General features: G+C 62.9%; 18 protein-coding genes. 9 read left to right on the top strand and 9 right to left on the bottom strand.

Features of this window, described 5'->3' with window-relative positions; translation table 11 throughout:
• Positions 1 to 15: 15 nt before the first annotated feature.
• The gene (locus tag B3C1_RS15240; RefSeq protein ID WP_008485920.1) at positions 16 to 762 is read right to left on the bottom strand and encodes a type 1 glutamine amidotransferase domain-containing protein; all 747 of its coding nucleotides are present in this window, start codon (positions 760 to 762) and stop codon (positions 16 to 18) included.
• Between the two features lie 92 nt (positions 763 to 854).
• On the opposite strand from B3C1_RS15240, the gene B3C1_RS15235 reads away from it, so the two are divergent.
• From B3C1_RS15235 to B3C1_RS15220, 4 genes are all read left to right on the top strand, one after another.
• Complete coding sequence (locus B3C1_RS15235) at positions 855 to 1,778, top strand: LysR family transcriptional regulator (RefSeq protein ID WP_008485919.1); 924 nt, start codon at positions 855 to 857, stop codon at positions 1,776 to 1,778.
• Between the two features lie 142 nt (positions 1,779 to 1,920).
• Positions 1,921 to 2,373 (top strand): NfeD family protein, encoded by a 453-nt coding sequence (locus B3C1_RS15230; protein WP_008485918.1) that lies wholly within the window; start codon positions 1,921 to 1,923, stop codon positions 2,371 to 2,373.
• Between the two features lie 36 nt (positions 2,374 to 2,409).
• A complete protein-coding gene (locus B3C1_RS15225) occupies positions 2,410 to 3,270 on the top strand; it encodes an SPFH domain-containing protein (RefSeq protein WP_156804581.1) in 861 nt (286 codons plus the stop codon).
• A 515-nt stretch (positions 3,271 to 3,785) separates the two neighbouring features.
• Positions 3,786 to 5,012: a nucleoside phosphatase GDA1/CD39 gene (locus tag B3C1_RS15220; RefSeq protein ID WP_008485915.1), complete on the top strand. Its 1,227-nt coding sequence runs from the start codon at positions 3,786 to 3,788 to the stop codon at positions 5,010 to 5,012.
• Here the strand turns inward: B3C1_RS15220 and B3C1_RS15215 are convergent.
• Positions 4,941 to 5,651: an aspartate/glutamate racemase family protein gene (locus B3C1_RS15215; protein ID WP_008485914.1), complete on the bottom strand. Its 711-nt coding sequence runs from the start codon at positions 5,649 to 5,651 to the stop codon at positions 4,941 to 4,943. The two genes, B3C1_RS15220 and B3C1_RS15215, sit on opposite strands and share 72 nt — an antisense overlap.
• On the bottom strand, positions 5,648 to 6,085 hold the full coding sequence (locus B3C1_RS15210) for a DUF2214 family protein (protein WP_008485913.1): 438 nt from the start codon (positions 6,083 to 6,085) through the stop codon (positions 5,648 to 5,650). The genes B3C1_RS15215 and B3C1_RS15210 overlap by 4 nt, the downstream gene beginning before the upstream one ends.
• Before the next feature lie 190 nt (positions 6,086 to 6,275).
• On the opposite strand from B3C1_RS15210, the gene B3C1_RS15205 reads away from it, so the two are divergent.
• From B3C1_RS15205 to B3C1_RS15190, 4 genes are all read left to right on the top strand, one after another.
• A complete protein-coding gene (locus B3C1_RS15205; protein WP_008485912.1) occupies positions 6,276 to 6,797 on the top strand; it encodes a TetR/AcrR family transcriptional regulator in 522 nt (173 codons plus the stop codon).
• A gap of 28 nt (positions 6,798 to 6,825) precedes the next feature.
• Positions 6,826 to 7,167, top strand: a complete 342-nt coding sequence (locus B3C1_RS15200; RefSeq protein ID WP_008485911.1) for an FKBP-type peptidyl-prolyl cis-trans isomerase — start codon at positions 6,826 to 6,828, stop codon at positions 7,165 to 7,167.
• 141 nt (positions 7,168 to 7,308) lie between these two features.
• Positions 7,309 to 8,145, top strand: coding sequence for a CPBP family intramembrane glutamic endopeptidase (locus tag B3C1_RS15195; RefSeq protein WP_051012935.1), 837 nt, complete (start codon positions 7,309 to 7,311; stop codon positions 8,143 to 8,145).
• A gap of 233 nt (positions 8,146 to 8,378) precedes the next feature.
• The gene (locus B3C1_RS15190; RefSeq protein ID WP_008485908.1) at positions 8,379 to 10,226 is read left to right on the top strand and encodes a hypothetical protein; all 1,848 of its coding nucleotides are present in this window, start codon (positions 8,379 to 8,381) and stop codon (positions 10,224 to 10,226) included.
• Between the two features lie 39 nt (positions 10,227 to 10,265).
• On the opposite strand, the gene gcvA is transcribed toward B3C1_RS15190, so the two are convergent.
• Positions 10,266 to 11,177 (bottom strand): transcriptional regulator GcvA, encoded by a 912-nt coding sequence (gcvA, locus tag B3C1_RS15185; protein ID WP_008485906.1) that lies wholly within the window; start codon positions 11,175 to 11,177, stop codon positions 10,266 to 10,268.
• Positions 11,178 to 11,301: 124 nt separating this feature from the next.
• On the opposite strand from gcvA, the gene B3C1_RS15180 reads away from it, so the two are divergent.
• Entirely contained in the window at positions 11,302 to 11,475 is a 174-nt protein-coding gene (locus tag B3C1_RS15180) for a hypothetical protein (RefSeq protein ID WP_008485905.1), read from the top strand.
• 66 nt (positions 11,476 to 11,541) lie between these two features.
• Here the strand turns inward: B3C1_RS15180 and B3C1_RS15175 are convergent, their stop codons facing one another.
• From B3C1_RS15175 to B3C1_RS19490, 5 genes are read right to left on the bottom strand one after another with little or no spacing between them, the layout of a single operon-like run.
• Positions 11,542 to 13,299, bottom strand: a complete 1,758-nt coding sequence (locus tag B3C1_RS15175; protein ID WP_008485904.1) for an SWIM zinc finger family protein — start codon at positions 13,297 to 13,299, stop codon at positions 11,542 to 11,544.
• Positions 13,299 to 14,396 (bottom strand): VWA domain-containing protein, encoded by a 1,098-nt coding sequence (locus B3C1_RS15170; protein WP_008485903.1) that lies wholly within the window; start codon positions 14,394 to 14,396, stop codon positions 13,299 to 13,301. Before B3C1_RS15170 ends, B3C1_RS15175 begins: the two co-directional genes overlap by 1 nt.
• Positions 14,381 to 16,585, bottom strand: a complete 2,205-nt coding sequence (locus tag B3C1_RS15165; protein WP_008485902.1) for a DUF5682 family protein — start codon at positions 16,583 to 16,585, stop codon at positions 14,381 to 14,383. The genes B3C1_RS15170 and B3C1_RS15165 overlap by 16 nt, the downstream gene beginning before the upstream one ends.
• Positions 16,573 to 17,643: an AAA family ATPase gene (locus tag B3C1_RS15160; RefSeq protein ID WP_035482407.1), complete on the bottom strand. Its 1,071-nt coding sequence runs from the start codon at positions 17,641 to 17,643 to the stop codon at positions 16,573 to 16,575. Before B3C1_RS15160 ends, B3C1_RS15165 begins: the two co-directional genes overlap by 13 nt.
• Positions 17,622 to 21,275, bottom strand: a complete 3,654-nt coding sequence (locus B3C1_RS19490; protein ID WP_008485900.1) for a DUF4132 domain-containing protein — start codon at positions 21,273 to 21,275, stop codon at positions 17,622 to 17,624. The genes B3C1_RS15160 and B3C1_RS19490 overlap by 22 nt, the downstream gene beginning before the upstream one ends.
• Positions 21,276 to 21,283 lie beyond the last annotated feature (8 nt).

Below are 21,283 nucleotides of genomic sequence, written 5' to 3'. Positions count from 1 at the left end.
TGTCGGGTGCTTGTCTTAGGCGCCTTTGACGGCCTTGGCCACGGCCAGGCCCAATTGGTGGGCCGATGCCGGGTTCTGGCCGGTGATCAAGCGGCCGTCCACCACCACCTTGGGTTGCCAGTTCAGACCTTTGCTGTAACGGGCCCCGGCTTCAATCAGCTGGTCTTGCAGGGAGAAGGGCACCACCTTGGACAGGCCCACTTCGTCTTCCTCGGTGTTGGCAAAGCCGGTTACCTGCTTGCCGGCCAGCAGCTTGCTGCCGTCCTTGAGGGTAATGCCCAGCAGAGCCGCAGGACCGTGGCAGACGGCTGCAACCACACCACCCTTGTCGTAGATGCGGGCGGCGATTCGGTTGACGGCGGGGTTGTTGGGGAAGTCCCACATGGTGCCGTGGCCACCCACGAAGACCACCGCCTTGTAGTCCTTGGGATCGACCTTGGCCAGTACCTTGCTGTGGTCAATCAACATGCGGGTAGCGGGGTTGTTCAGGAAGCGCTGGTTGGCGGAGTCGGGCTCGGCCAGGCTGCGCGGGTCGACCGGGGCCATGCCGCCGGCAATGCTGGCCACGTCCACATCCAGGCCGGCACGGGTCAGGGCGAAGTAGGGGTGGGTCAGTTCGGCCATCCAGAAGCCGGTTTTTTCCTGAGTGTCTCCCATTTGCTGGTGGCTGCTGACCACCATCAGCACCCTGTCGGCAGCCAGGGCCGTGGTGCTTATTACCAGGGCCAGCAGAGTGGCGGCCCAACCAATAGCTTTGTTCATAGGGTTTCTCCTCGCTCCAGTGAAGGGCTGTCAGCTTAGGCAGTGGTAAGCTATAAAAGAAATGAAAGTTAGTTATTTGAGATATTCAAAATTTGAATATTAAAAGCAAGAATCTCAATCTCCTGCTGCTGTTTCGGGTGATCTTCGAAGAGCGCAACCTTTCTGCCGCTGCCCAGCGGCTGGCCATGAGCCAGCCCGCCGTCAGCCATGCCCTCAAGCGGCTGCGCCAGGACTTCAACGATCCCCTTTTCGTACGCCATGCCAGGGGCATGGTACCCACGCCTCTGGCGTTGGCGGTGGCACCCCGTATCAACGAAATACTGCGTTGCAGTGAGCAACTGTTCGAAGGCCTGGTTGCCGAAGACTTTTCCCAAGTAGAGGGCACCTTTGTCATAGCGACCACAGACATCGTCGAACAAAGCCTGATGCCGCTGTTACTGCCCAAGGTGCAGGCCAAGGCCCCTGGGCTGACCCTGTCCTGCCGGGGCCTGCAGGGCCAGTTGCCCAAGGCGGCCCTGGAGCAGGGCGGCGCCGACCTGGCCATTGCCGGTTTCTTTGGTGATCTGCCCGGCGAGCTGCACCAGCAAGCCTTGTTCGAGGACCATTTCGTGGTTTTGGCCAGCCGTAGCAACAGACAGCTGCAAAAGGGCCTGGATCTGAACACCTATGTGGCCAGCCGCCATCTGATCACCAGCCTCAAAGGGGACCTAAAGGGGTTGGTGGACCAGGCCCTGGCCGCCAAAGGCCTGCGCCGCCACATTGCGGCGGCCTATGCCAGCTTCCTGGCCCCGGCCAGCGCCCTGGTGGGCAGTGACTTGCTGTTGACCTGCCTGAGCCAGGTAGCCCGCCAGGCCGTGTTGTCACAGCCGGACCTGCAGATGCTGCCCTGCCCCCTGGACCTCCCCCGGGTGCAGTTCCAACAGGTTTGGCACCCTCGTAGCCACCAGGACCCCTTGCATCGCTGGTTGCGCCAATGGGTGCACCAGTGTAGCCAGGCTTTGGGCACCAAAGGTTGAAGCTCAGGTTAAGCCGAATAAATTCAAAGGGATACATCTGTATTGACCGGGCGATCTCTGCATGGCTTTGTAGGAGATTGGACATTGCAATTCCCCGCCCATCAGGGGACCATGCATTAGCGAATGGCTAAGAGGACGGCAAATGGACTTTGAACCCCAATACTGGCATTGGCTGATCTTCGGCATGTTGCTGATGATCGCCGAGATATTTATCCCCAGCTTCACCGTATTCTGGTTTGGCCTGGGAGCCTTGGTGGTGTCCTTGTTGGTGGCTCTTGGGGTGCCCCTGTCGGTACCGCTGCAGATTATCCTTTGGGCCCTGGCGTCCTGTGCCTTTACCCTGCTTTGGTTCCGTTTTTTCCGCCCCTTGATGAAAGACCGCACCAAGGCGGGCATCGCCAGCGAGGCGGTAAAGGGTGAGTCCGGCCAAGTGATCAAGCTGCCGGTAGAAGGGCAGCGTGGTGTGGTGCGTTTTACTACGCCGCTGCTGGGGGACGACGAATGGCCCTTTATCTGCAACAACGAAGTTGCCCTGGGTGACCGGGTATTCGTGGTGGAAGTGTCGGGGAATACCCTGATCGTTGAGAAACGTTAAATCCGTACGCTTTACATTCAGAGAAGGAATAGCGCAATGATGTTCAATGGAATGGCTACGGCCGGAGTCTTCTTCCTGCTGGTGCTGATCACCCTGCTGATGGGGGTCAAGATAGTGCCCCAGGGCAGCAAGTACGTGATCCAGCGCCTGGGTAAATACAGCCGCACCCTGGGTCCCGGCCTGAACTTCATCATCCCCTATATCGACCTGGTGGCCTACAAGGTTACTACCAAGGATATCGTGCTGGATATCCCGTCACAGGAAGTGATCACCCGCGATAACGCAGTGATCATCGCCAATGCCGTGGCCTACATCAATATCGTCTCCCCCGAGAAGGCCGTTTACGGTGTGGAGAACTACAGCATCGCCATCCAGAACCTGGTGCAGACCTCCCTGCGTTCCATCATAGGTGAGATGGACCTGGACGACGCCCTGTCCAACCGTGACGCCATCAAGGCCAAGCTCAAGGGCGCCATCTCCGACGACATCGCCGACTGGGGCATTACCCTTAAGACCGTCGAGATCCAGGACATCAACCCCTCTCCCACCATGCAAAAGGCCATGGAAGAGCAGGCCGCTGCCGAACGTGGCCGCCGCGCCACCGTGACCCGTGCCGACGGTGAAAAGGCCGCCGCCATACTGCAGGCGGAAGGCCGCCTGGAAGCGTCCCGCCGCGACGCCGAAGCCCAGGTGGTGCTGGCCACCGCCAGCCAGACCGCCATCGAGAAGGTATCGGCAGCGGTACAGAACAACGAACTGCCGGTGATGTACCTGCTGGGCGAGCGCTACGTGGAGGCCATGAAAGAGATGTCCACCTCCCAAAACAGCAAGATGGTGGTACTGCCGGGGGATATCCCCGCCGCCATCCGCACCCTGATGGGTGGTTTGATGAAGTAAGAAAAAAGCCCCGCTTCGCGGGGCTTTTTTACAGGTAGCGACCGAACCGGTCTTTAAGGGCCGCCAGTATCTCTTGGTGCCGCTGGTTAAGACCATGGTTGCCGCCGAGAGCAGCAGTTGGTGTGGTTTGCCAAGGATCTGAAGGCGAGCGGCCAGGTCCGTTGTGTGGTGCACCAAGACCTTGTTATCCGCCTCGCCGTTGTAGCCGATAACCGGCTTGGGCTTGCCGTCATCCCTGGGCTTGACCAGTACGCCCCTTACCAAGACCCCCCACTTTGTACTTGAAGGTGAGTCACGCCACCCCGGCCAGGGACTTTCACGGCAGCAAGCAGGCCAGCAGCAGGGTGGGAAGACCCCGCCTGAGTGCGGCGATAAGAAAACCAGTCAAAGCAGATCTTTTGCTATCAGAAGTTTCGCCTTGTGGATTTACCGCCGGCCGGCAAGTTCCGTCTGGCCCTTGGGCTCGAACTGCCCCTGGGGTAAGCTGGCGCCCCATGCCAAGAGGGGAGCTTGAAATGGGATGGATAAGGGGCCTGGTGGCCCTGTTACTGGGGTTGGCCTGGGCGGTGCAGGCTGCCGACAAACCGGCTTGCCGGGCGGTATTTGATGCCGGGTCCAGCGGCACCCGCTTATTCCTCTATGTGCAGCAAGAGGGCGGTTGGCAACCATGGCCAGGTGCCAAGCTTGGTGCCCTGGCCGACCCGGTGCGCCAACACCAGGGGCCGAAGGCCATGGCGGCCCTGGCCGCCGATCTGGCCAATAGCCTGGAAGCGCTGCGTCAAGACGGCCCCACCAATTCAGAAGGTCAGCCGCGCTGGCAAGGTTTTGACTGGCAGCAGGCCTGCCGTTTGCAATCGGTGTCGGTGCTGGCCACGGCCGGCATGCGCCTGGCCGAGCAGCAAGACCCGGTGGCCAGCGTCGCCCTTTGGCAAGAGGTGCAGCAAGCCCTGGCAGGGCTGCTGGGGCCGGCGGTGGCGATCGACGCCAGGACCCTGACCGGCTTTGAAGAGGGCTTCTATGCTTGGCTGGCGGCCCGTGCCCGCCTGGGCCGCAGCGATATGGGGATTGTCGAGATGGGGGGCGCCTCAAGCCAGGTGGCCTTTCCCTGCCCGGCCTGCGACCGGGCCGACGACGCCGTGCAACAGGTGCGCCTGGAGGGGCAGACCCTGGACTTTTACAGCTATTCCTTCCTTGGCCTGGGCCAGGACGAGGCTCCCAAGGTGTTGGGAGTGCCGCACGCTTGTCGCTACGGCGCAGGCGTTAAGGACCCTAACTGGCAACTTGGACAATGCCAGGCCCAGCTACCTCTGACCCTGGGCCGTGCCCTTAAAGACCCCTACAACTTTCAAGGCCAGGGCCAGGGGGGCTATCGTCAGGTACCTACCGAAAAGGCTGGGGTAAAAGACTGGTTGTTGACCGGTGCTTTTCAGTACAACACTCCGGACCAACTGGACAGTTGCTGTCTTAACCAGGGCCAATGCTACCAGCCCAGTACCGCCTGTTTCCGGGTGGCTTACCTGCCCCTGTATCTGGACAGCCTGGGGGTCGACCCCCATTCACCTGACCTGGATGTCAGCTGGACCCTGGGGGCCGTGCTGTGCCGAAACGAGCAGTGCCTGGCCCCAAGCAAGCCCCCTTGCCGCTGGCGAAAGGCCGGTTGCCTGGCGCCTTCAGTTGGTGACGGCCGCCCTGAGGGCCGCCCTGGCCAGCAGCCGGGTGGAGTCCAGCACCGGCAACACTGAATCGGCCTGGCTTATCAGCAGCGGGATCTCGGTGCAGCCCAGCACCACGGCGTCGCAGCCCCCAGCCGCCAGGCTTTCGATAACGTCTTGAAAATAGCGGCGGCTTGCGGCCTCAAAACGGCCATAAACCAGCTCGTCGAAGATCCGTTGGTGAATGCCCTGGCGCTGGTCGCTGTTCGGGATCTGGGCCTCAAGCCCCTGGGCGCCAAGGGCCTTTGGGTAAACCTGGCCTTCCATCAAAAAGCGGGTGCCCAGGATACCCAGGCGCCGGTAACCCTTGGCCTTGGCCTCTTGGGCCACCACTTCGGCGATATGCAGCCAGGGTACCGGGCTTTGGGGCCTCAGCTTCTCTACTGCCGGGTGCACTGTGTTATCCGGGCAGATCAATAAACGGGCGCCCATGGCTACCAGCTTGTCCGCCGACCCCTTCATCAAGGCCGCCACGCTGTCCCAGTCCCCTGCTTCCAAAGGGCCCATGTACTGGCTCATGGAAAAGCAGTGCAGGGCAATTTCGGGGTGGGCATGGGGGCCCAACAGCTCTGCCCCTTCGGTCACCAGGGTGCGATAACACAGGGCTGCCCCCTCGCCACTGATGGCCAATATGCCGATAGGCAATGGCCCATGGTTTGGCTGCGTCATGACAATCCCACCCCTTTAGCCATCAGTACCGCCAGCAGCGGTATCACCAGCAGCAACAGCAACTCGGTGCGGATCAGCATGATGATCACCTTGGGAATGGCCACCTCATCCGCCTGGCTGTTGCGGTGTTTCAGGAAGAACAGGGTGGGGTAGATGGACAACAGCGCCAGCAATACAAAGAGGGTGACTTTGAGGTGGAACAGACCGTTGAGGTTATAAAAGGCGGCCGGTTTGCCGACGCCCAGCCACAACGTCAGGCCGGCCCCAAGCACCAGCAGGGCACTGATGCCGTAAAGGCCATCTATCCTGGTCAGGCGTCTTAATTGCGGGCCGCTTAACCTGGGGGCCAGCAACAGGTGCTCGGCCACCAGAGCGGCGGCCAAGCCGATGATGCCGACGAAATGCAGATAGCGGATCAGGGCGTCTTCCAGCATGGGTAGTCCTTGTTTTTCCAGGCGAGAGGCGCTCCTAGCATGCGGCTTTTTTATCGCCAACGCCAGCGTCCAGAAGACCGGGCAAAGCCTGTTGTAAGGCAAGGCGATCATTAAAAATGAGCATGCTCAAAAATGGATTTGAGCGTGCTCAATTTCTGAACTAGGCTCTGTGAAACAACGGAGCCTCCCCATGGCCGACAGTAAAAAACAGCAGACCCGAGATGCCGTCCTCAAGGCCGCCTGGGACCTGTTCCAAGCCCAAGGCTATACCCAGACCAGCACTCGCCAGATAGCCAGGGCCGCAGGGGTGGCGGACGGCACCGTTTTCAGCCACTTCCCCAGCAAGCTGGCGCTGCTCAAGGGCGGCATGCTGCACCTGGTAGACCAGGTATTGGCCCTGGCCGCCGGCACCGACAGCAGCCTGGATGCCAAGGCCCGGCTGCTCCATTACGCCACCTACCTTTACGACTTCTACCTGAGCAACAGGGAGTTCAGCCGCGAGCTGTTCAAGGAATTGTTGTGGCAACCACAGCCTTTCCAGGCCCAGTTGGACAGCCTCAAGGCCCATTTGACCACAGACCCTGGCCAGGGCGAGGTACTGGCGGATTTGTACTTTATGACCCTTTGCCATGGGCTGGCGGCGGATGACCTGGACGCCGCCAGCTTAGTGGCCCGGCTGCGGGCCAAGCTGGCCCATATCGAGGTAGACTAGGGGCTTTGCAACCAAAGGCGGCAGTGCCATGACAAGCGAAGTGAAAATCGAGGATCTGCAACTGGGGGACGGTAAGGCCGTGGTCAAAGGAGCCCTTATCACCACCCAGTACAGAGGCACTTTGGAAGACGGCACCGAGTTTGACTCCAGCTATGCCAAGGGCCGCCCTTTCCAGTGTGTTATCGGCACTGGCCGGGTGATCAAGGGCTGGGATATCGGCCTGATGGGCATGAAGGTAGGCGGCAAGCGTAAGCTGTGGGTGCCGGCAGAGCTTGGCTATGGCGACCGCCAGGTCGGCCCTCATATCAAACCCGGTTCCAACCTGGTGTTTGAAATCGAGCTGCTGGAAGTGCTGACCCGGGACGACTGACGGCCGGCTCTGCCGGCTAGGGCCGGATTTCCAAGGGCGGCCATGGCCACTGCATTTTATTGACCGGCCAGGCCGCTATCGCACCCGGCTGATGCGCGTGCTGATTGACGAGGTCATGGCCTGGTATCAGCCGGAGAAGGGATGATGGCGATACTGTTTCTCGGCTATTCACTGCTGATACTGGCCGCCGGCCTAAGCCCGGTGCGCTGGCTGCGCTATGGACTACCGGTGACGCTGCTCCTGTTGCTGCCACTGGGGGGCGCCGGTTGGTCGTTTTGTCTGCTGGCCTTGAGCTATGTGGCCCTGACCGCCTGGATGAAGGAACAGCCAGGGCCTGCCTGGCTGGCTTGGCTAAGGGGCCTGTTATGGTTTGGGCTGAGCCTGGGGTTGATGGTGCATCAGCTACCTGGTTACCAAGGCCTCCTACTGGCGCAGCAGGCGGTGGTAAAAACCGGCAGCGTGGCGGTGAACCTTTACCTCAATACCGACAAGGTGCTGGTGGCTTGGTCATTGCTGTGCTGGTGCCCCCTGGTGGCGCCCTCGTTAGCCAAACCCTGGCGGTTCTCTTCCTGGTGGGCGCTGGCCGTGGCCCCCATGGGGATAGCGCTGCTTACCCTGCTGGCCATGGCCAGCGGCCTGGTTGATTGGCAGCCGGGGCTTAGCCCCTGGTTCTGGTTGCTGGCGGCTACCAACCTCCTCAACACCTGTATGGCTGAAGAGCTGCTGTTTCGAGGGTTGCTGCTCCGTTGGCTGCAACCGCGCTGGGGCAGCGCGTTGGCGTTGCTTGTGAGCAGCATTCTTTTCGGAATGGCGCATCTGGCCGGTGGCTGGGGTTATGTGGGGCTGGCGACCCTGGCCGGCGGGCTTTACGGCCTGATGCTGCAGCTGACCGGCCGCCTGGCGCCCGCCGTGCTGTGCCATTGGGCGCTGAATCTGACGCAGCTACTGCTGTTGACCTGGCCGCTGAGCCAGCGCTAAGGCCGCCGCCACAGACTGCATCGCCAGCGACTCTGCAGCTTTTGTTCTGGCCTGGCCAACCCCAAACCAACGTGACAGGCCCAGACGGGCTCAAGGCAAAGGCCTATCCCCTGTCCCAAAGGCAAAAAAAGCCGCCACAGAGGCTGAAAACACTGAAACCTTTGCAAAATCCGGTGGTAAGCTTTCGCGCATTATTCACAAGTTTATTTGCCTAATGACAGGGAGATGGATGGATGTCGTTTGAACATGGCTCGGTGGATCTTGGGATCCCCAATCCGTTCAAAGTAGAGGGAGCGCTGCGCACCCTGCGTGGTGTAGTGGTGAGTCTGCTGGGGGCTGGCGCCCTGCTGCAGGTGGCTGGTCTGGTCAAAAGCAACCCTGTCAGCGGTTGGATGATGGCCATTGTCGGCTTCATTCTGCTGGGCGGTGGCCTGAAGGCCACGGGTGCCGGTATTTTCCAGATGATGCGCTTTTACGTGGGCCGTGGTGTACCTACCTCCCTGGCCGCCAACGTCAGCGAGTCCGAGCGTTCTACCAGCCACCTGGAGCAACCCTTTGTGGCTTACAACGCCAGCCTGCTCGAGCAGATGCTGATGGGCCGCAAGAACCTCACCTTTATCGAACCGCGTGGCTGGATAGCCCGACTGGTGCACAGCCTGTTTCCGCGCCTGACCTTCCTGCCCTATGCCCTGCGCAACACGGCACTGATGCTGTCTACCGCCCTTACCAAGACTCTGGTGGCGCTGCTGTGCTTTGTGCTGGCCTGGTTTACCTCGGCCACCGGCCTGGGGGGCCAGGGCGCTGAAGCCATGATGCCGGTGCTGAGCGCCGTGCTGCTGATCTACCTGCTGCTGGTCTGGTTCAAGGCCGGTGGTGCCGTGACCCGTCGCCTGGGTACCCAGGTGGACGCCGCCGGTACCGGCAGCCTGGCCAAGGTGCTGGCCCTGGCGATCCTGGCCCCCGTGCTGCTGGGTTACCTGTACAGCTATGCCAACAGCTATGGGGCGTCCCGTGGTGTTGCCAACCTGCTTGGGCTCATCGATTTGATTGCCAAGGGCATCATGCCCGGGCTTTGGCTGCTGGTGACCTGTGTGTTGCTGGTGACCGCCACGGCGCTGCTGGTGACCCTGCTTGGGGTGCGTGCCGCCAAGGCCAACCCGGTCACTGAGGTGTCGGAATACCGGGGCAACTGGCAGGAGTCGGTACACCCCAACGAGATCTTCATCAACATCGACTCCATGGTGATGGCCAACCGCCGTTACCTAGAGATCCCCAACCGGGTCTACCGTGATCTGGAGCCCGAGCTCAACGAGCAATCGGAAGGCAAAGGGGCTTTCAAGGGCAAGATGATCCAGGAAACCCAGCCGGCCTATAAACCGATGCCGGTGTCCGGTTTGCAGAAGAAGCTGCGCTTGGTCGGTACCGCCCTGGGCCAACTGGCCTACGGGGTGTCGGCATTGCTGTTCTACTTCACCTTTACCGGTGCCACCGAGGTGCTGGCCCAGCTCAAGAGCCACCGTATCCATGACATGGCGTCCTTGCTCGGTGCCTTGGACTCGGTGCTGCCCTACCTGACCGCCTCCATCGTCGCCCTGGTGTTTGCGCGGTTGCTGGTCAACCACTGCCACCTGTTCTGGGGAGAAATGCAGTTCGAATCGACCCTGGTGTACTTTAAGTGCGAAGGGACCTTTACCGAATCGCGTATTTCCACCGGTGCCGGCATTTACGACTCCACCCGTTCCGAGAACACCCTGGTGCGGTCGTCCATGACCCCCTGGGTGATCGTCTCAAGGCTGGTCAGCTCCACCTTTGCCGGTGTTGGCGGCCGTAACCTGGAGTTCCCCCGCCATGTGCTGGAAATGCACAGGGACGAAGGCACACTGCAGGCCCTCTTGAAGGATCTCAAAGGCTTCCTGGGTGACCGTGAAGTCATTGCCAGCCTCAAGAGTGAAAAGGACCTGGCTGCGGCCTCCAATATCTTCAACATCAACGAGCAGACCCGCAGCGCCCTGCCGGGCAAGCCCGACTCCCCTGATGTGGCAGGTCACCTGACCAACGCCGACGCCACAGAGCAACCCTGAGAAAAGGCCCCGAAAGGGGCCTTTTTCATGGCAGTGTGGTCAGACCCCGGCGCCGTCCACCAGGGCCGGTTCCTGCATTTCCTGCATCAACCATTCCTTGAAGGCCTTCATGCCGGTGGTGAGCGGCCTGTGCTTGCGATAGACCAGGTAAAAGGCCTTGTGGGTGTCGAGCTGGATGTCGAAGGGCACCACCAGCCTGCCCGAGGCGATCTCCCTGGAGGTCAGGGTGCTGTCGGCCAGGGCCACCCCCAGATCTTCCTGGGCGGCGGCGGTGGCCAGCTGGCCGCTGGAGATCTGCATGCTGCCCTTGGGCTTGAGGTTGCCGACCCCGGCCATTGCCAGCCAGTTCTCCCATTCGTACTTGCGCTTGCTGACGTAGATAAGGGTGTGGTGGCGTAGGTCCTGGGGGCTTTCCAGGGGGAAGCGACCCTTTAGCAGCCTGGGGCTGCACATGGGCACCAGCATCACCTTACGCAGGAAGTGCACCTCTATGTCGTCCCAGTCGCCGCTACCGAAGTAGACCGCCATGTCGGTGCTGGCGGTATTGAAGTCGATAAGGCCCATGGAGGCGTTGATCTGCAGCTCGATGTCCGGGTACTGCTCCTGGAAACGGGCCATCCTCGGCATCAGCCAGCGGATCAGGAAGTTGGGGGCCACACTGATCTGCACCACGTTGCTTTCCTGCTGGGTGGTCAGGCGCTGGGTGGCCACTTCTATCTCGTCCAGGGCGTGCTTGATACCGGTCAGGTATTGCTCACCGGCCGGGGTCAGCTGTACCTTGCGCTTGTCGCGGCTGAATAACGAGACTCCCAAGTATTCTTCAAGCGTTTTGATCTGATGGCTGACCGCAGAGGCGGTGACGTGCAATTCCTCACCTGCGGCAGCAAAGCTAGAGTTACGGGCTGATGCCTCGAATACCCGCAGGGCGTTGAGTGGAGGAAGGCGGCGCATCTTTAATCTCCAATGCTGAGATTTTTTCATCATTCTGTTGAAAAAGGCTCGCTTTTTCAACAGCCCCCTCGGCAGTAGTATGGCTGCGTGGAAAGTGACCACCGCCCCTAACGAGGAAACCCCCATGGCTGCGCACGAACTGAAACTGGACCCTTACGGCAATATCGACGTCGACTACTACATGCAGCTGGCCAAGGCCCAGCGCCGCGTCTACCTGAGCGAGCTCAACGCCGCCGTTAAAGCCAAGGTCAAAAGCCTGTTTCGCGCCAAAGCCAGCCCCCTGGTAGCCGGCCACTAAAAACCGCTTTACCTTCCTCGTCCTACAAAGGCTGGCGCTATGCGCCGGCCTTTGTCGTTTCTGGCCCTAGCCGGCAAACACCGGTTTTTCCCGGCCCATGTCCATCAGCATATCGGCGATATAGGCTGCCCGCAGGCTGTCCAAGGGATCTGTGGAGTCCAGATGCCGGGCCAGGGTGGCCAGCCCTAAGTCTCGGGAGCGGGCGGCCAGCTGCGGCTTGGGGCCGGCCGGGCCGTCTGCCAGCTGCTCCAGGCAGTGCACCAGGTGGCGCTGCAGGGCAGAGGGCTGGGCCAAGGAGGCGGGCTGGGCCGGCAGCTGCCTGAGCCAGGTGTCCAAGAGCTGTTTGTCGGCCGGTTTGGCCAGATCGTCAAAATGCAGGTTGCACCAGCTATCTAGCAGCAGGCTCACCGGTTGCAGCCGATAGTGGCTGGCGCTGCGTTCAATGCGGGCCAGGATCAGCGCCGGCAGGCGCTGGCCCAGGCATTCGAGGTTGGCCACCGCCTTATGGTGCAAGGGGCTGTAGGGCAGGCTAAAGCTCAGCCCCTGGCCTTGGGCGTCTTGGTAGTGCAGCCACATGCATTGGCTGGCCTGGTCAAAGCCCTGGTCAACCAGGGCGCTGGGGGCAAACAGCAGATAGGGGGCCTGCCAGTCGATAAGGGCCACCTGGTCCACCGCCTTGGGCGCCAGGGGCGCATCACTGGGGTCGACCCGGCTGTCCTGGCGCCGCCTGAGCCGGCCCCAGCCGCTGAGTTCCCCCTGGCTCAACTCCAGGGTCCGGCCTTGCCAGTTGGTGGCGGAGGGGGCCCCTGGCAGCAGCGGCAGGCTGCGCCACAGGGCCTGGTAATCCAGGGCTTGGCTTTTGTCGTTGCGGCTTTCGGTAAGGCAGATAAAGCGGCCCTGCTCGTCCTGCAGCACCAGGGTCAGGCCATGGGCGCCCCCGTCGGTCTGCCAGGGGTAACTGCCCAGCCCCAATAGCTGGGCCGGGGCCTGCTCCATCAGCTGGGGCTGGGTGGCGGGGGGGCTTTGCAGGCCGGCCAGGGTCCTGGCCATGGGTAGCAGCACCCCTTTGCCGTCCCTGATGCCTTGGCCGGCCAGGTATTGTTCCAGCTTGCCTTTCAGCTGCTTTAGGGGCGCTACCGGCAAGCCGGCCCTGGCCAGGGGCACCAGCAACAGGTCCAGCTCCAGCAGCGCCGTGCTTTGTAGCCGGTTTACCCCCAGCCGGGCCAGTTGTGCCAGCAGCCCTATGGCCTGCTGGGCCAGCTGCTGGCGCTGGTCTTGCTGGTCATCCAGATAGTCTGGCCAGGGAAAGGCCAGGCCCTTGTGCTGGCAATAAAGATAAAGGGCCAGCAGGGCCAGGTGGCTGGCGTCGTCCGGGCAGAGCAGATCGGCCATGGCGGTGGCCCGGCGAAAATGCACCTGCTTGTCCCCCAGGGTGACCTGCACCAGCGCCCCCTGCTGGCTGATGTCCGCCTGCCAATGGCGCTGGCTTTGGCGGTGCAGCTGGCGGACCCGGGTCTTACCGGCGTCTCGCAGCAGGGCGGGTAGATCCAATTCGGGCTCAGTGGCTGCCGGGGCCTGGGGCGCAGGCTGGGCCTCTTGTTCTTGCTCCAGGCGGTAGAGGGCGGCGGCCACTATGTGCTTACACAGGCCGCTGGCCCCGCAATCGCAGCGGCTGTTGGCCGGGTGCTGCCAGTCCAGCTGGCCCTGGTGGCCTTCAAAGCAAAAGTGGCCGGGGTGCAGCTGGGGCTGGGCCTTTTCCAGGGCCTTGCGGGCCCGGCGCACCAGGCCGGGGCTGGTCAGGCTGGTCAGGAGGGCTTCGTTCATCAGCGCAGCCCCATGATCTTGGCCAGGCGCTGGGCGAAGCGGTCCGGGCTCAGGGCGCTGACCTCCATGCCCAGGCGTTGCAGCTGGGCGGTGGCATGGCTGTCGTAAAAGGGCTGGGAGTCGGCGGTGAGGGCGGTCAGCCCCATCATGGTGATGCCACTGTCAATCATGTCCTTGGCCTGGCTGAACAGGGCCTGCTGCGGCCCCCCTTCGTCAAAGTCGGAAACGGTGGCCACCAGGGTGCGCCCGGGCTCTTGGGCCAGCTGCTGGCAATAGCGCCAGGCGTTGGCGATATGGGTGCCACCGCCCATCTGGCATTTAAGCAGTACTGTCACCGGGTCTTGGGCATGGTCGCTCAGATCCATCAGCTTGGTGTCGAACACCACCAGTGACAGCCGCACCGACGGCAACCGGGTGATGATGCCGGCGATCACCGCCGAGTAGATCATGGACTCGGCCATGGAGCCGGACTGGTCTATGCACAGCACCACATGCCAGGGCAGCTGGGTTTGGCGGCGGGCATGGAAATAGACCCGCTCATAGCGCAGCTTTTCCCCGTCGAAATGCTTGAGGTTGCGCCTGATGGTGGTCTGCCAGTCCAGGTTGGCCAGGCGTTTTACCGGGCTGTGGGCCTGGCGGTTGCGGCGCCCGGCCAGGGTGTTGGTGATTTTGGGCCGCAGCAGGCGCAGCAGTTCCTCTACCACGGCACGGATAATGGCCTCGACCCGCTGGCGCAGCTCCAGGTTGTGGTGAGCGTTGAGCTTCATCAGCTGCTTGAGCAGCCCCAGGCTGGGGCTCACCTTGTCCAGCATCCCCGGTTGCTGCAAGAGCTGGTGCAGGTCGAAGCGCTCCAGGGCGTGCTGTTGCAGCTGGTCGTTCACCGAGCGGGGAAACAGGGCTTCGGCGTTTTCCAGCCACTGGCCGACGTTGTCCTCCAGGGTGTCGGTTACCTTCAGGCCCCGGCCCCGCTGGCCCTCGGCATAAAGCTGTTCCAGTACCTGGTCCTGGGCCAGTTGCTGGCCGCTGAGGTTGGCCCCCAGGCTGTCGGCGTAGCGCCCCAATACCAGGCGCCAGCGTTCCTTCAGTTGCTCAGCCATTGCTCGAGTCCTTGTGCTGTCAGGCGTTGGCGCAATGTAGCCTCCAGGGCCAGGCCCTGGCTGTGGTCCTGCTCGTTTAAGTCCTGGCGCAGCCAGTTGATGCCCCCTTGCCATTGGTTGAGTTGCTGCAGCTGCTGGCAGACCCTGTCCACCTCCCGGGCGTCCAGGTGGCAAAACAGCGCTCGCATGGCCGGCAACCGCTCCAGAAACTGGTCAGGGCTTTGCCCGGCCAGCCACTGATTGAGCAGGGCCAACAGCCCCTGTTGCTGATGCAGCCAGTGGGGCACCACCTTGAGTAGCGCTTCTAGCAGCGGGAAGGGGTCGTCCTGCAACTTCAGCTGATGCAGCAGGGGCGCCGGGTCGGCGCCGTCCAGGTCCAGGGCCAGGGCGCGCAGGGCAATGTCCAGGGTCGGCTTGTGGCTGCTGTGCTGGATAAGCCACTGGAGCCGGTCCCGCCACTGGTCTTTGAGGTCGGCCTCGTGCATCAGCGCCACCCCTTGCAGGGACAGCAGCAGCGCCAGGGCCTCCTGGTCCTCCAACTGGTTGAGGGCCGGCAGTTGGTATCCCAGCTGCTGCCAGAGGCTGCGGTACAAAGGCACCAGATCGTAGGCGGCGAACAGGGGGTGGTTGGCGGCCTGGACCAGGGCAATAAAGCTGGCGGCCAGGGCCTTGATATCGCTGCAATGGGCCAGTTGCTCGGCCAGCTGCGCCTTGTCCAGGTGTTCGGGCAGGCCCAGCTGCACCGCCAGCAGCTGCTTGGACACCAGGTGGTCCAGGCTGTCCAGCTGGCGGCTGTCCAGGGCCTGGCTGACCAGGGTTGCCAGCTTGCTGCCCTTGGCCGATTGCCTGGCCAGGGCCACTTCCACCGTCGGGGTCCAATGGTAGCGCCAGCTTTCGTGGCGCCGTTTGACGTCCAGGCGGGTCAGCACCTGGTAGCCCTGCTGGGGCTGGGTAAAGCCAGTTTCCAGAAACAGCAGCCTTGCCAGCAGCTGGCGCCGCTCCCTGGCGCCAGCCGTCATGTCGTAAAGGTCGAAATGGCACTGGCCGGCCTGGTCCAGGTGCAATCGGGCAGCCCGGCAGGCGGCCCGCACCTCTGCCACCAGGGGTGGGCTGGGGCAGTGGGCCGGCAGCTGGCCCATGGCCTGGCCGCTCAATACCTTTTGCCAGGGGGCCAGGGTCTTGGCCCCCAGCTGCTCCTTGATAAGGCAGCTGCCCAGGGAGTCCAGCAGATCGTAGCTGCCGGGGCGGGCCAGGCCGCGCAGCCGGCACAGCTGCTGTAGGTGCTCGAAGCAGTTCTGTTTGTACACCAGGGGCAGGGCCGGCATCTGGTCCAGCAGGAACAGCAGCCAGCTGTCGGCGTCCAGGTGCCGTTGCTGGAACTGCCAGCGGCAAAAGGCCGGGTAGGGCATGCCGGCGCCGTAGCCGTTGCGGGCCTCCAGCAGTTTGTCGGTGTAGCGGATCACAAAGCTGTCGGCCGGGTCCCCTTGCTGGAGGGCGGCGTTTTCGTCGGCCCAGGCAAAGAGGGCCGGGGTATGAAAACCGCCGGTCAGCACCGCCAGGCGCTGGTATTGGCCCCTGGCCGCCTTGATATGGGCCCGCATCTGGGTTTCCCGGGCCAGGTCCCCTTCTTCCGCCAGGCTCTGGGGGCTGTAACAGGCGCGGCTGGCGGCGCAAAACAGCAGCACCTGCAGGAAGAAGCTGCCTGCGCTGGCAAACTGCACCTGCTCAAAGAGCCGCTGCCACAGCTCGTCGGCGTCCCGGCACCCCAGGTGCTGTTGCAGGCGGCGGCTGTAGTCGGAGCTGAGAAAGCGGGCGTCGTTCCAGCCCTCTTGGCTCTGCTGTGGCTTGTGGTCCAGGTCGATAAAGCGCACCTCGGCGCCGTTTTGCCCGGCCCAGCGCAGGGCCTGCCACTCGGGGCTGTTCTCGGCGAAGGGGTAATAGGCCTCGTCCTGGTAGATGGCCAAGGGCGGCGTCGCCTCTGGGTCCTGCAACACCGGCAGGTGGCGCAAAAAGGCCCCCGGCGCCTCTATCAGCAGCACCTGGGGCCTGTGGCTGTGCAACTGGGCCAGGGTATGGGCGGCGCAGGCCGGGCTATGGTGGCGCACCGGCAGCCAGCACAGGGCCGGGTCAGCCTGGTAGGCCTGGGCCAGTTCGGCAAAACGGGCCTTGAGATCGGCTAGCGCATCCACAGGGCTTTACCGGCTAGGAAGAAGTCCTGCCAACCTGGGCGGTCCCGGGCTACCGCGTCCAGGTAGTGGGCCAGCTTCTTGACGTCGTCGGCCTTGTCCTTGATGAGGGTGCCGTGCATCTGCTGCACCAGCTGGGCGGCGTGCATGGGCTGCTGCCAGTAGAGGCTGTGCAGGGCGCAGCCATGGACTATGTTCACCGCCTCGGCGGTGGACAGGGTGGCCTCCATGGCCTGGGAGCCCATGTTGTTGCGAAGGTCGTGGAACACCTGCACCAGCAGGTCCACCAGGGCCTCGTCCAGCTTCAGGTCCTGGCCCTCGTCCGCCAGGCGCTGGCTGACCTGGGACAGGATCAGCTGGCGCTCCAGTGCCGGGTCTTTTAGCACCGGCACCGTCTCGAAGTTGAAACGGCGTTTCAGGGCGCTGGACATGTCGTTGACGCCCCTGTCCAACAGGTTGGCGGTGGCGATGAGGTTGAAGCCGGGCTTGGCCTGGATAGCGATGCCTAGCTCGGGGATGCTCAGGCTCTTTTCCGACATCAAGGAGATCAGCACGTCCTGGATCTCCTGGGGGCAGCGGGTGATCTCCTCGATACGGGCCAGCTTGCCCTGCTCCATGGCCTGGTAGATGGGGCTTTTGAGCAGGGCTTCCAGGCTGGGGCCGCCGGACAGCAGCAGGGCGAAGTTCCAGCTGTATTTGAGCTGTTCTTCGGTGGTGCCGGCGGTGCCCTGGATCAGGTACTGGCTGTTGCCGCTGATGGCGGCGCTCAGCAGTTCGGACAACATGGACTTGGCGGTACCGGGTTCTCCCACCAGCATCAGGCCGTTGTTGCCCATCAGGCTGACGATGGCCCTTTCCACCAACGCGTCTTCCCCGTAGTACTTACGGGGAATGTCCAGGGCCGTGTCGCCGCAGATAAAGCGCCGTACCGCCCCGGGGGACAGGGCCCAGCCCGGAGGGGCCAGGGCGGTGTCGGCGGCCTTGAGGCGGTGCAACTGGTCCTGGTAGCGCTGTTCGGCGTGGGCGCGAATAACGGCGGTCATAGTATTTTTGACTCCCATTGCGGATCCAGCTCGCACTGGCTGGCGACAGTTTCATAGTCCAGGGCCACGGCGTTGAGCAGGTTGGCCGGCGCCCAGTTGAGGTCTACCCTGGTGCCGCCCTGGCTGATACTCAGGCCGTCCAGGGCCACCGGCTCGTCAGACTCGCTGATATAGGCGCCGGTAAAGCCGAACTCCACTGCCATCCCCAGGCTGGGGAAGCGCTTGACGTAGGTGTCGAAGTAGCCGCCACCGGCATCGGCGTTGCCGGGGCGGTAGCCCAGCTTGGTCAGCATGCTGCGCAGCTTGGACGACTGGGACAGCCGGCCCCGGTGATGGTTCAGGCGCCGCTGCTGTTGGGTGAGGTCCAGGCTGGCGCTGAGCAGCTGCTCGAACAGGGGTTTGACCTTGTAGTCCTTGAGGTGCTTGCGCCAGGCCTTAAGGGCCTTGGCGTCCAGCTGGTTGGCACTCAGCAGCCTGATGCCCTGGCCCTTGGCCAGATCCAGCTCGTCGTCGTCCAGGTTGATAAAGGCGCCGTCTTCGGTGGGCCTGAAACTCTGCCATTGGCCGTCCAGCTCCACCTGCCAGAGGCTGCGTTGCAACAGGCGGTACATCACCGGGTGTTGGTGCAGGTCCTGCAGCCAGTCGGCTACCGGCCAGCGCCGGTCGGTGATCATGGCCTCGCTGAGCCTGGCCTGCTGCTGTTCTAACACCGCCTTGAGCTCCTTCTTGCAGTTGCTGAACCAGCTGCGGATCTCTTTGATGTCGTCACTGTCGTCTTCGTTACGGGGCTGGGGCAGGGCTTTGAGTTCCTTGCCGTTTTCGTCCTCAAGGCGCAGCTTGAGGTTGTCCCCCAGGCTCAGGGCCAGGGTACGGCTGCCGTAGGCGAAGGGGCTGGCGCCTGTGGCCTGTTCCAGGCCGGCGGTCTGGATGGTGCGGTCAGCCAGTTGCTCGGCGGTCCAGCCGTTGCGCTGGGCCAGTTGGTCCACCAGTTGCCGCGCCAGCTGCTGGATACCGGCGCTGCGATAGCGGCGAGCCAGGGCCAGCAGCAGCTGGGCCACGGCCGGTTCCTGGCGGTGGCCTATGGCCAGCAGTAGGGCCTCTATCTGGGCGCGGCGTTGATGGTGCTTGCGAAGGTAACGGTCCAGGGGCTCCAGAGCCGTTTGCACCGCCACCTCGCCGGTCAGGGCCAGCAGGCCCTTGTCCTTGAGGGCCGAGCCCAGCAGTTCTGCCTTGTGCTCCTTGAAGCAGTCCAGGTAGGCGTCTTCCAGGGTCTTGTGCTGGTACTGTGCGCCCCAGCGTTGGTAACTGGACAGGCGCTGGTGCTTGTAGCTCTCGGCATAGTCGTGGGCTTCATCGTCGCTGGGACAACGCAGATCCTGGTCGACGAAGGCGGTCAGTACGGCGGTGCCAAGGGCCTGGCGGCTGGGTTGGTCCAGCTGCCCGAGGTAGGGGGCAAAGATGTCCTTGCCCTCAGGCTGGTTGAGCTTGACCGCCAGCACCGCCCACCAGTGCAGTATGGCCGGGTCGACGGCGCTGCCGTCGATGAACCGGCAAGAGGGCAGCAGTTCGGGGGTGAACCAGGCCATGGACTTGGGCAGGGCTTTTTTCAGGCCGGCCTTGGCTTCGCCGGCCAGGGCCTGTGGTGTCAGCAGGGCCGACACGTCGCCACCGCAGCGGGCCAGGGCCACCATCATCACCGCCCGTACCAGGGGGTCTTTTTCCTTGGCTATGGCTTCTTGCAAGGGCGCCTGGGCCTTGGTGCATTTCAGCTCCCCCAGCCAGTCGGCGGCGTTTTGGCGCAGCTGGGCCTCTTTGGCCCTGAGCCCCGGGAAGATGTAGTCGGGCTGAATGCCTATCCGCTCGGCGCTGTCCCGGGCCAGTTGCCGCAGGGTCTTGCCGGTGCCGATGGCGTGTTGATACAGAGCCTGGGCCCAGGGATGAGGCAGGGACGGGAAGTCCCCCATGATCAACAGGGTCTGTTCCAGGATAGCGTTGCCATAAACGCTGTTGTCTATCTTGTAGACCTTGTTGTTCAGACCCTGCTCTATGTATTGGGGGTTTTCGGCAAAGAAGGGCCACAGCCGCAGATGGGCCACGGCCTGCGGCAGGGTGCGGGCCGGATACCACTGCTGGGACATCATAAACCAGGGCAAAGAGGCGCTGCCGTCACCGTCGGTGATCTTGTCCAGTATGGCGATAAACTGGCGCAGGTCGGTCAGTTCCCGGCGGGACGCGGCGCACATGACGGGTTTATCCAGGTGCTGGTACCAGTAACGGCCGTCGCCATAGGGCAGGGCTATGGTCACCTGCAAGGGAGTTTGGGGGTGGTACCAGAGGCCGGCCTGTTCGAAGGCGTGGAAAAAGGGGCCGTGGAAGCCGTCCTGCTCCCCCGCCGCCAGGTTGGCCAGCATCTCGGCCAGGCGGGGTTCGTTTATTTCGGCAAGAGCGGCCAAGCTCTCCCGCAGCCTTTTTCGCTCCCGTTTGTCCTGGCTCTCGTCCAATTCTTGCTGCCGTTGGGCACGGGTACGCTCCAGGGTGCCTTGCAGGATTGGGTGCCAGTCCTGGGGTATCACGCACTCTGGCAACGGGGGCATGGGGGGAATGTCCCAGCTGTGCTGGTCTTGCTGCGCCGGTGCGACTTCGGCCAGCAGGGCCAGGGCGTCTTGCAGCACGGTTTTGGCGGCGGCATTGCTTTCCGACGCCAGCCAGCTTTTGAGGCAGTGCTGGGCGCCGGGCAGGGTGCCGGTCAGGGCCGCCCAATGGCGCCGGACATTGTGCTTGGCCTGGGGGTAATGCTGGGCCAGGTAGTCCAGCAATGGCGCGGCGGCCTGGGCATCCCCATGGGTCTGGTGCAAAAGCCCCTTGGCTAGGCGGCGGATCTTGTCATTGCCGTCTGCGGCCAACTGCAACAAGGCCGGGTAATGGGCCTGGGTGGCCTGCCTTACGGGCCGCAGCAGGTATTCGCAAAGCTGGCCCTTGGTATTGACCGACAGGGCCTTGAGCCAGTCGGTTGCCTGGTCTTGGGCAATGGCGGCCCACCAGTCAATGGTTTCTGCCTTATGTTCTTGCAGGCCATGAGCTCCCAGCAGCCACTGGTAGACCATGGCCTGTGGTTGGCTATGGGCCCTGGCTATGGCCAGCAGTTGGTCGCCGCTGGGGATCATTTCCATGGGCAGACAACGGTCGGACTGGCCGGCATAGAGCCGCAAGTACAGCGTCAAAAGGCCATTTATCCAAGGGTCTTTGCAGGTGGCATTGTTGTCGCTGCACAGCAGTTGCACCTGGGCGACCCGGGCCAGTACTTCGGGCTGGTAGAAGAAGCTGGAGCTGGCAACGCGGATCATGGCGCTTTTGACCTGCCATTCGAAACCCGAATCAGGCCAGGCGTAGTGCGCGAAGACGCCGGGCCCCGGCATGTCTTTGATCCGTTGGCGCAGCTGGGCAAAGCGCCTTTCTATCTCTGCCTGGGTGGGCTGGCCGGTGGCGATAAAGTCGGCCAGGGCCTCGGCTAACGCCGGGTCGGCAGGGACGCTGTCATCCTGCAGGTTGTGGTCTCTGAAATGGTGAAAACCGGCCATGGCGGTTTTCAGCAGGGGCCTGGCGGCAGCCTCATCCATGGCTACCAAGTTGGCGGGGTGTGGGTATGACATCCGGTCTT

Source organism: Gallaecimonas xiamenensis 3-C-1 (assembly GCF_000299915.1).
In the GTDB taxonomy this organism is placed as follows: Bacteria; Pseudomonadota; Gammaproteobacteria; order Enterobacterales; family Gallaecimonadaceae; genus Gallaecimonas; species Gallaecimonas xiamenensis.
The sequence above is the reverse complement of the archived record's forward strand: the minus strand, read 5'-3'. Positions and strand labels throughout refer to the sequence as shown.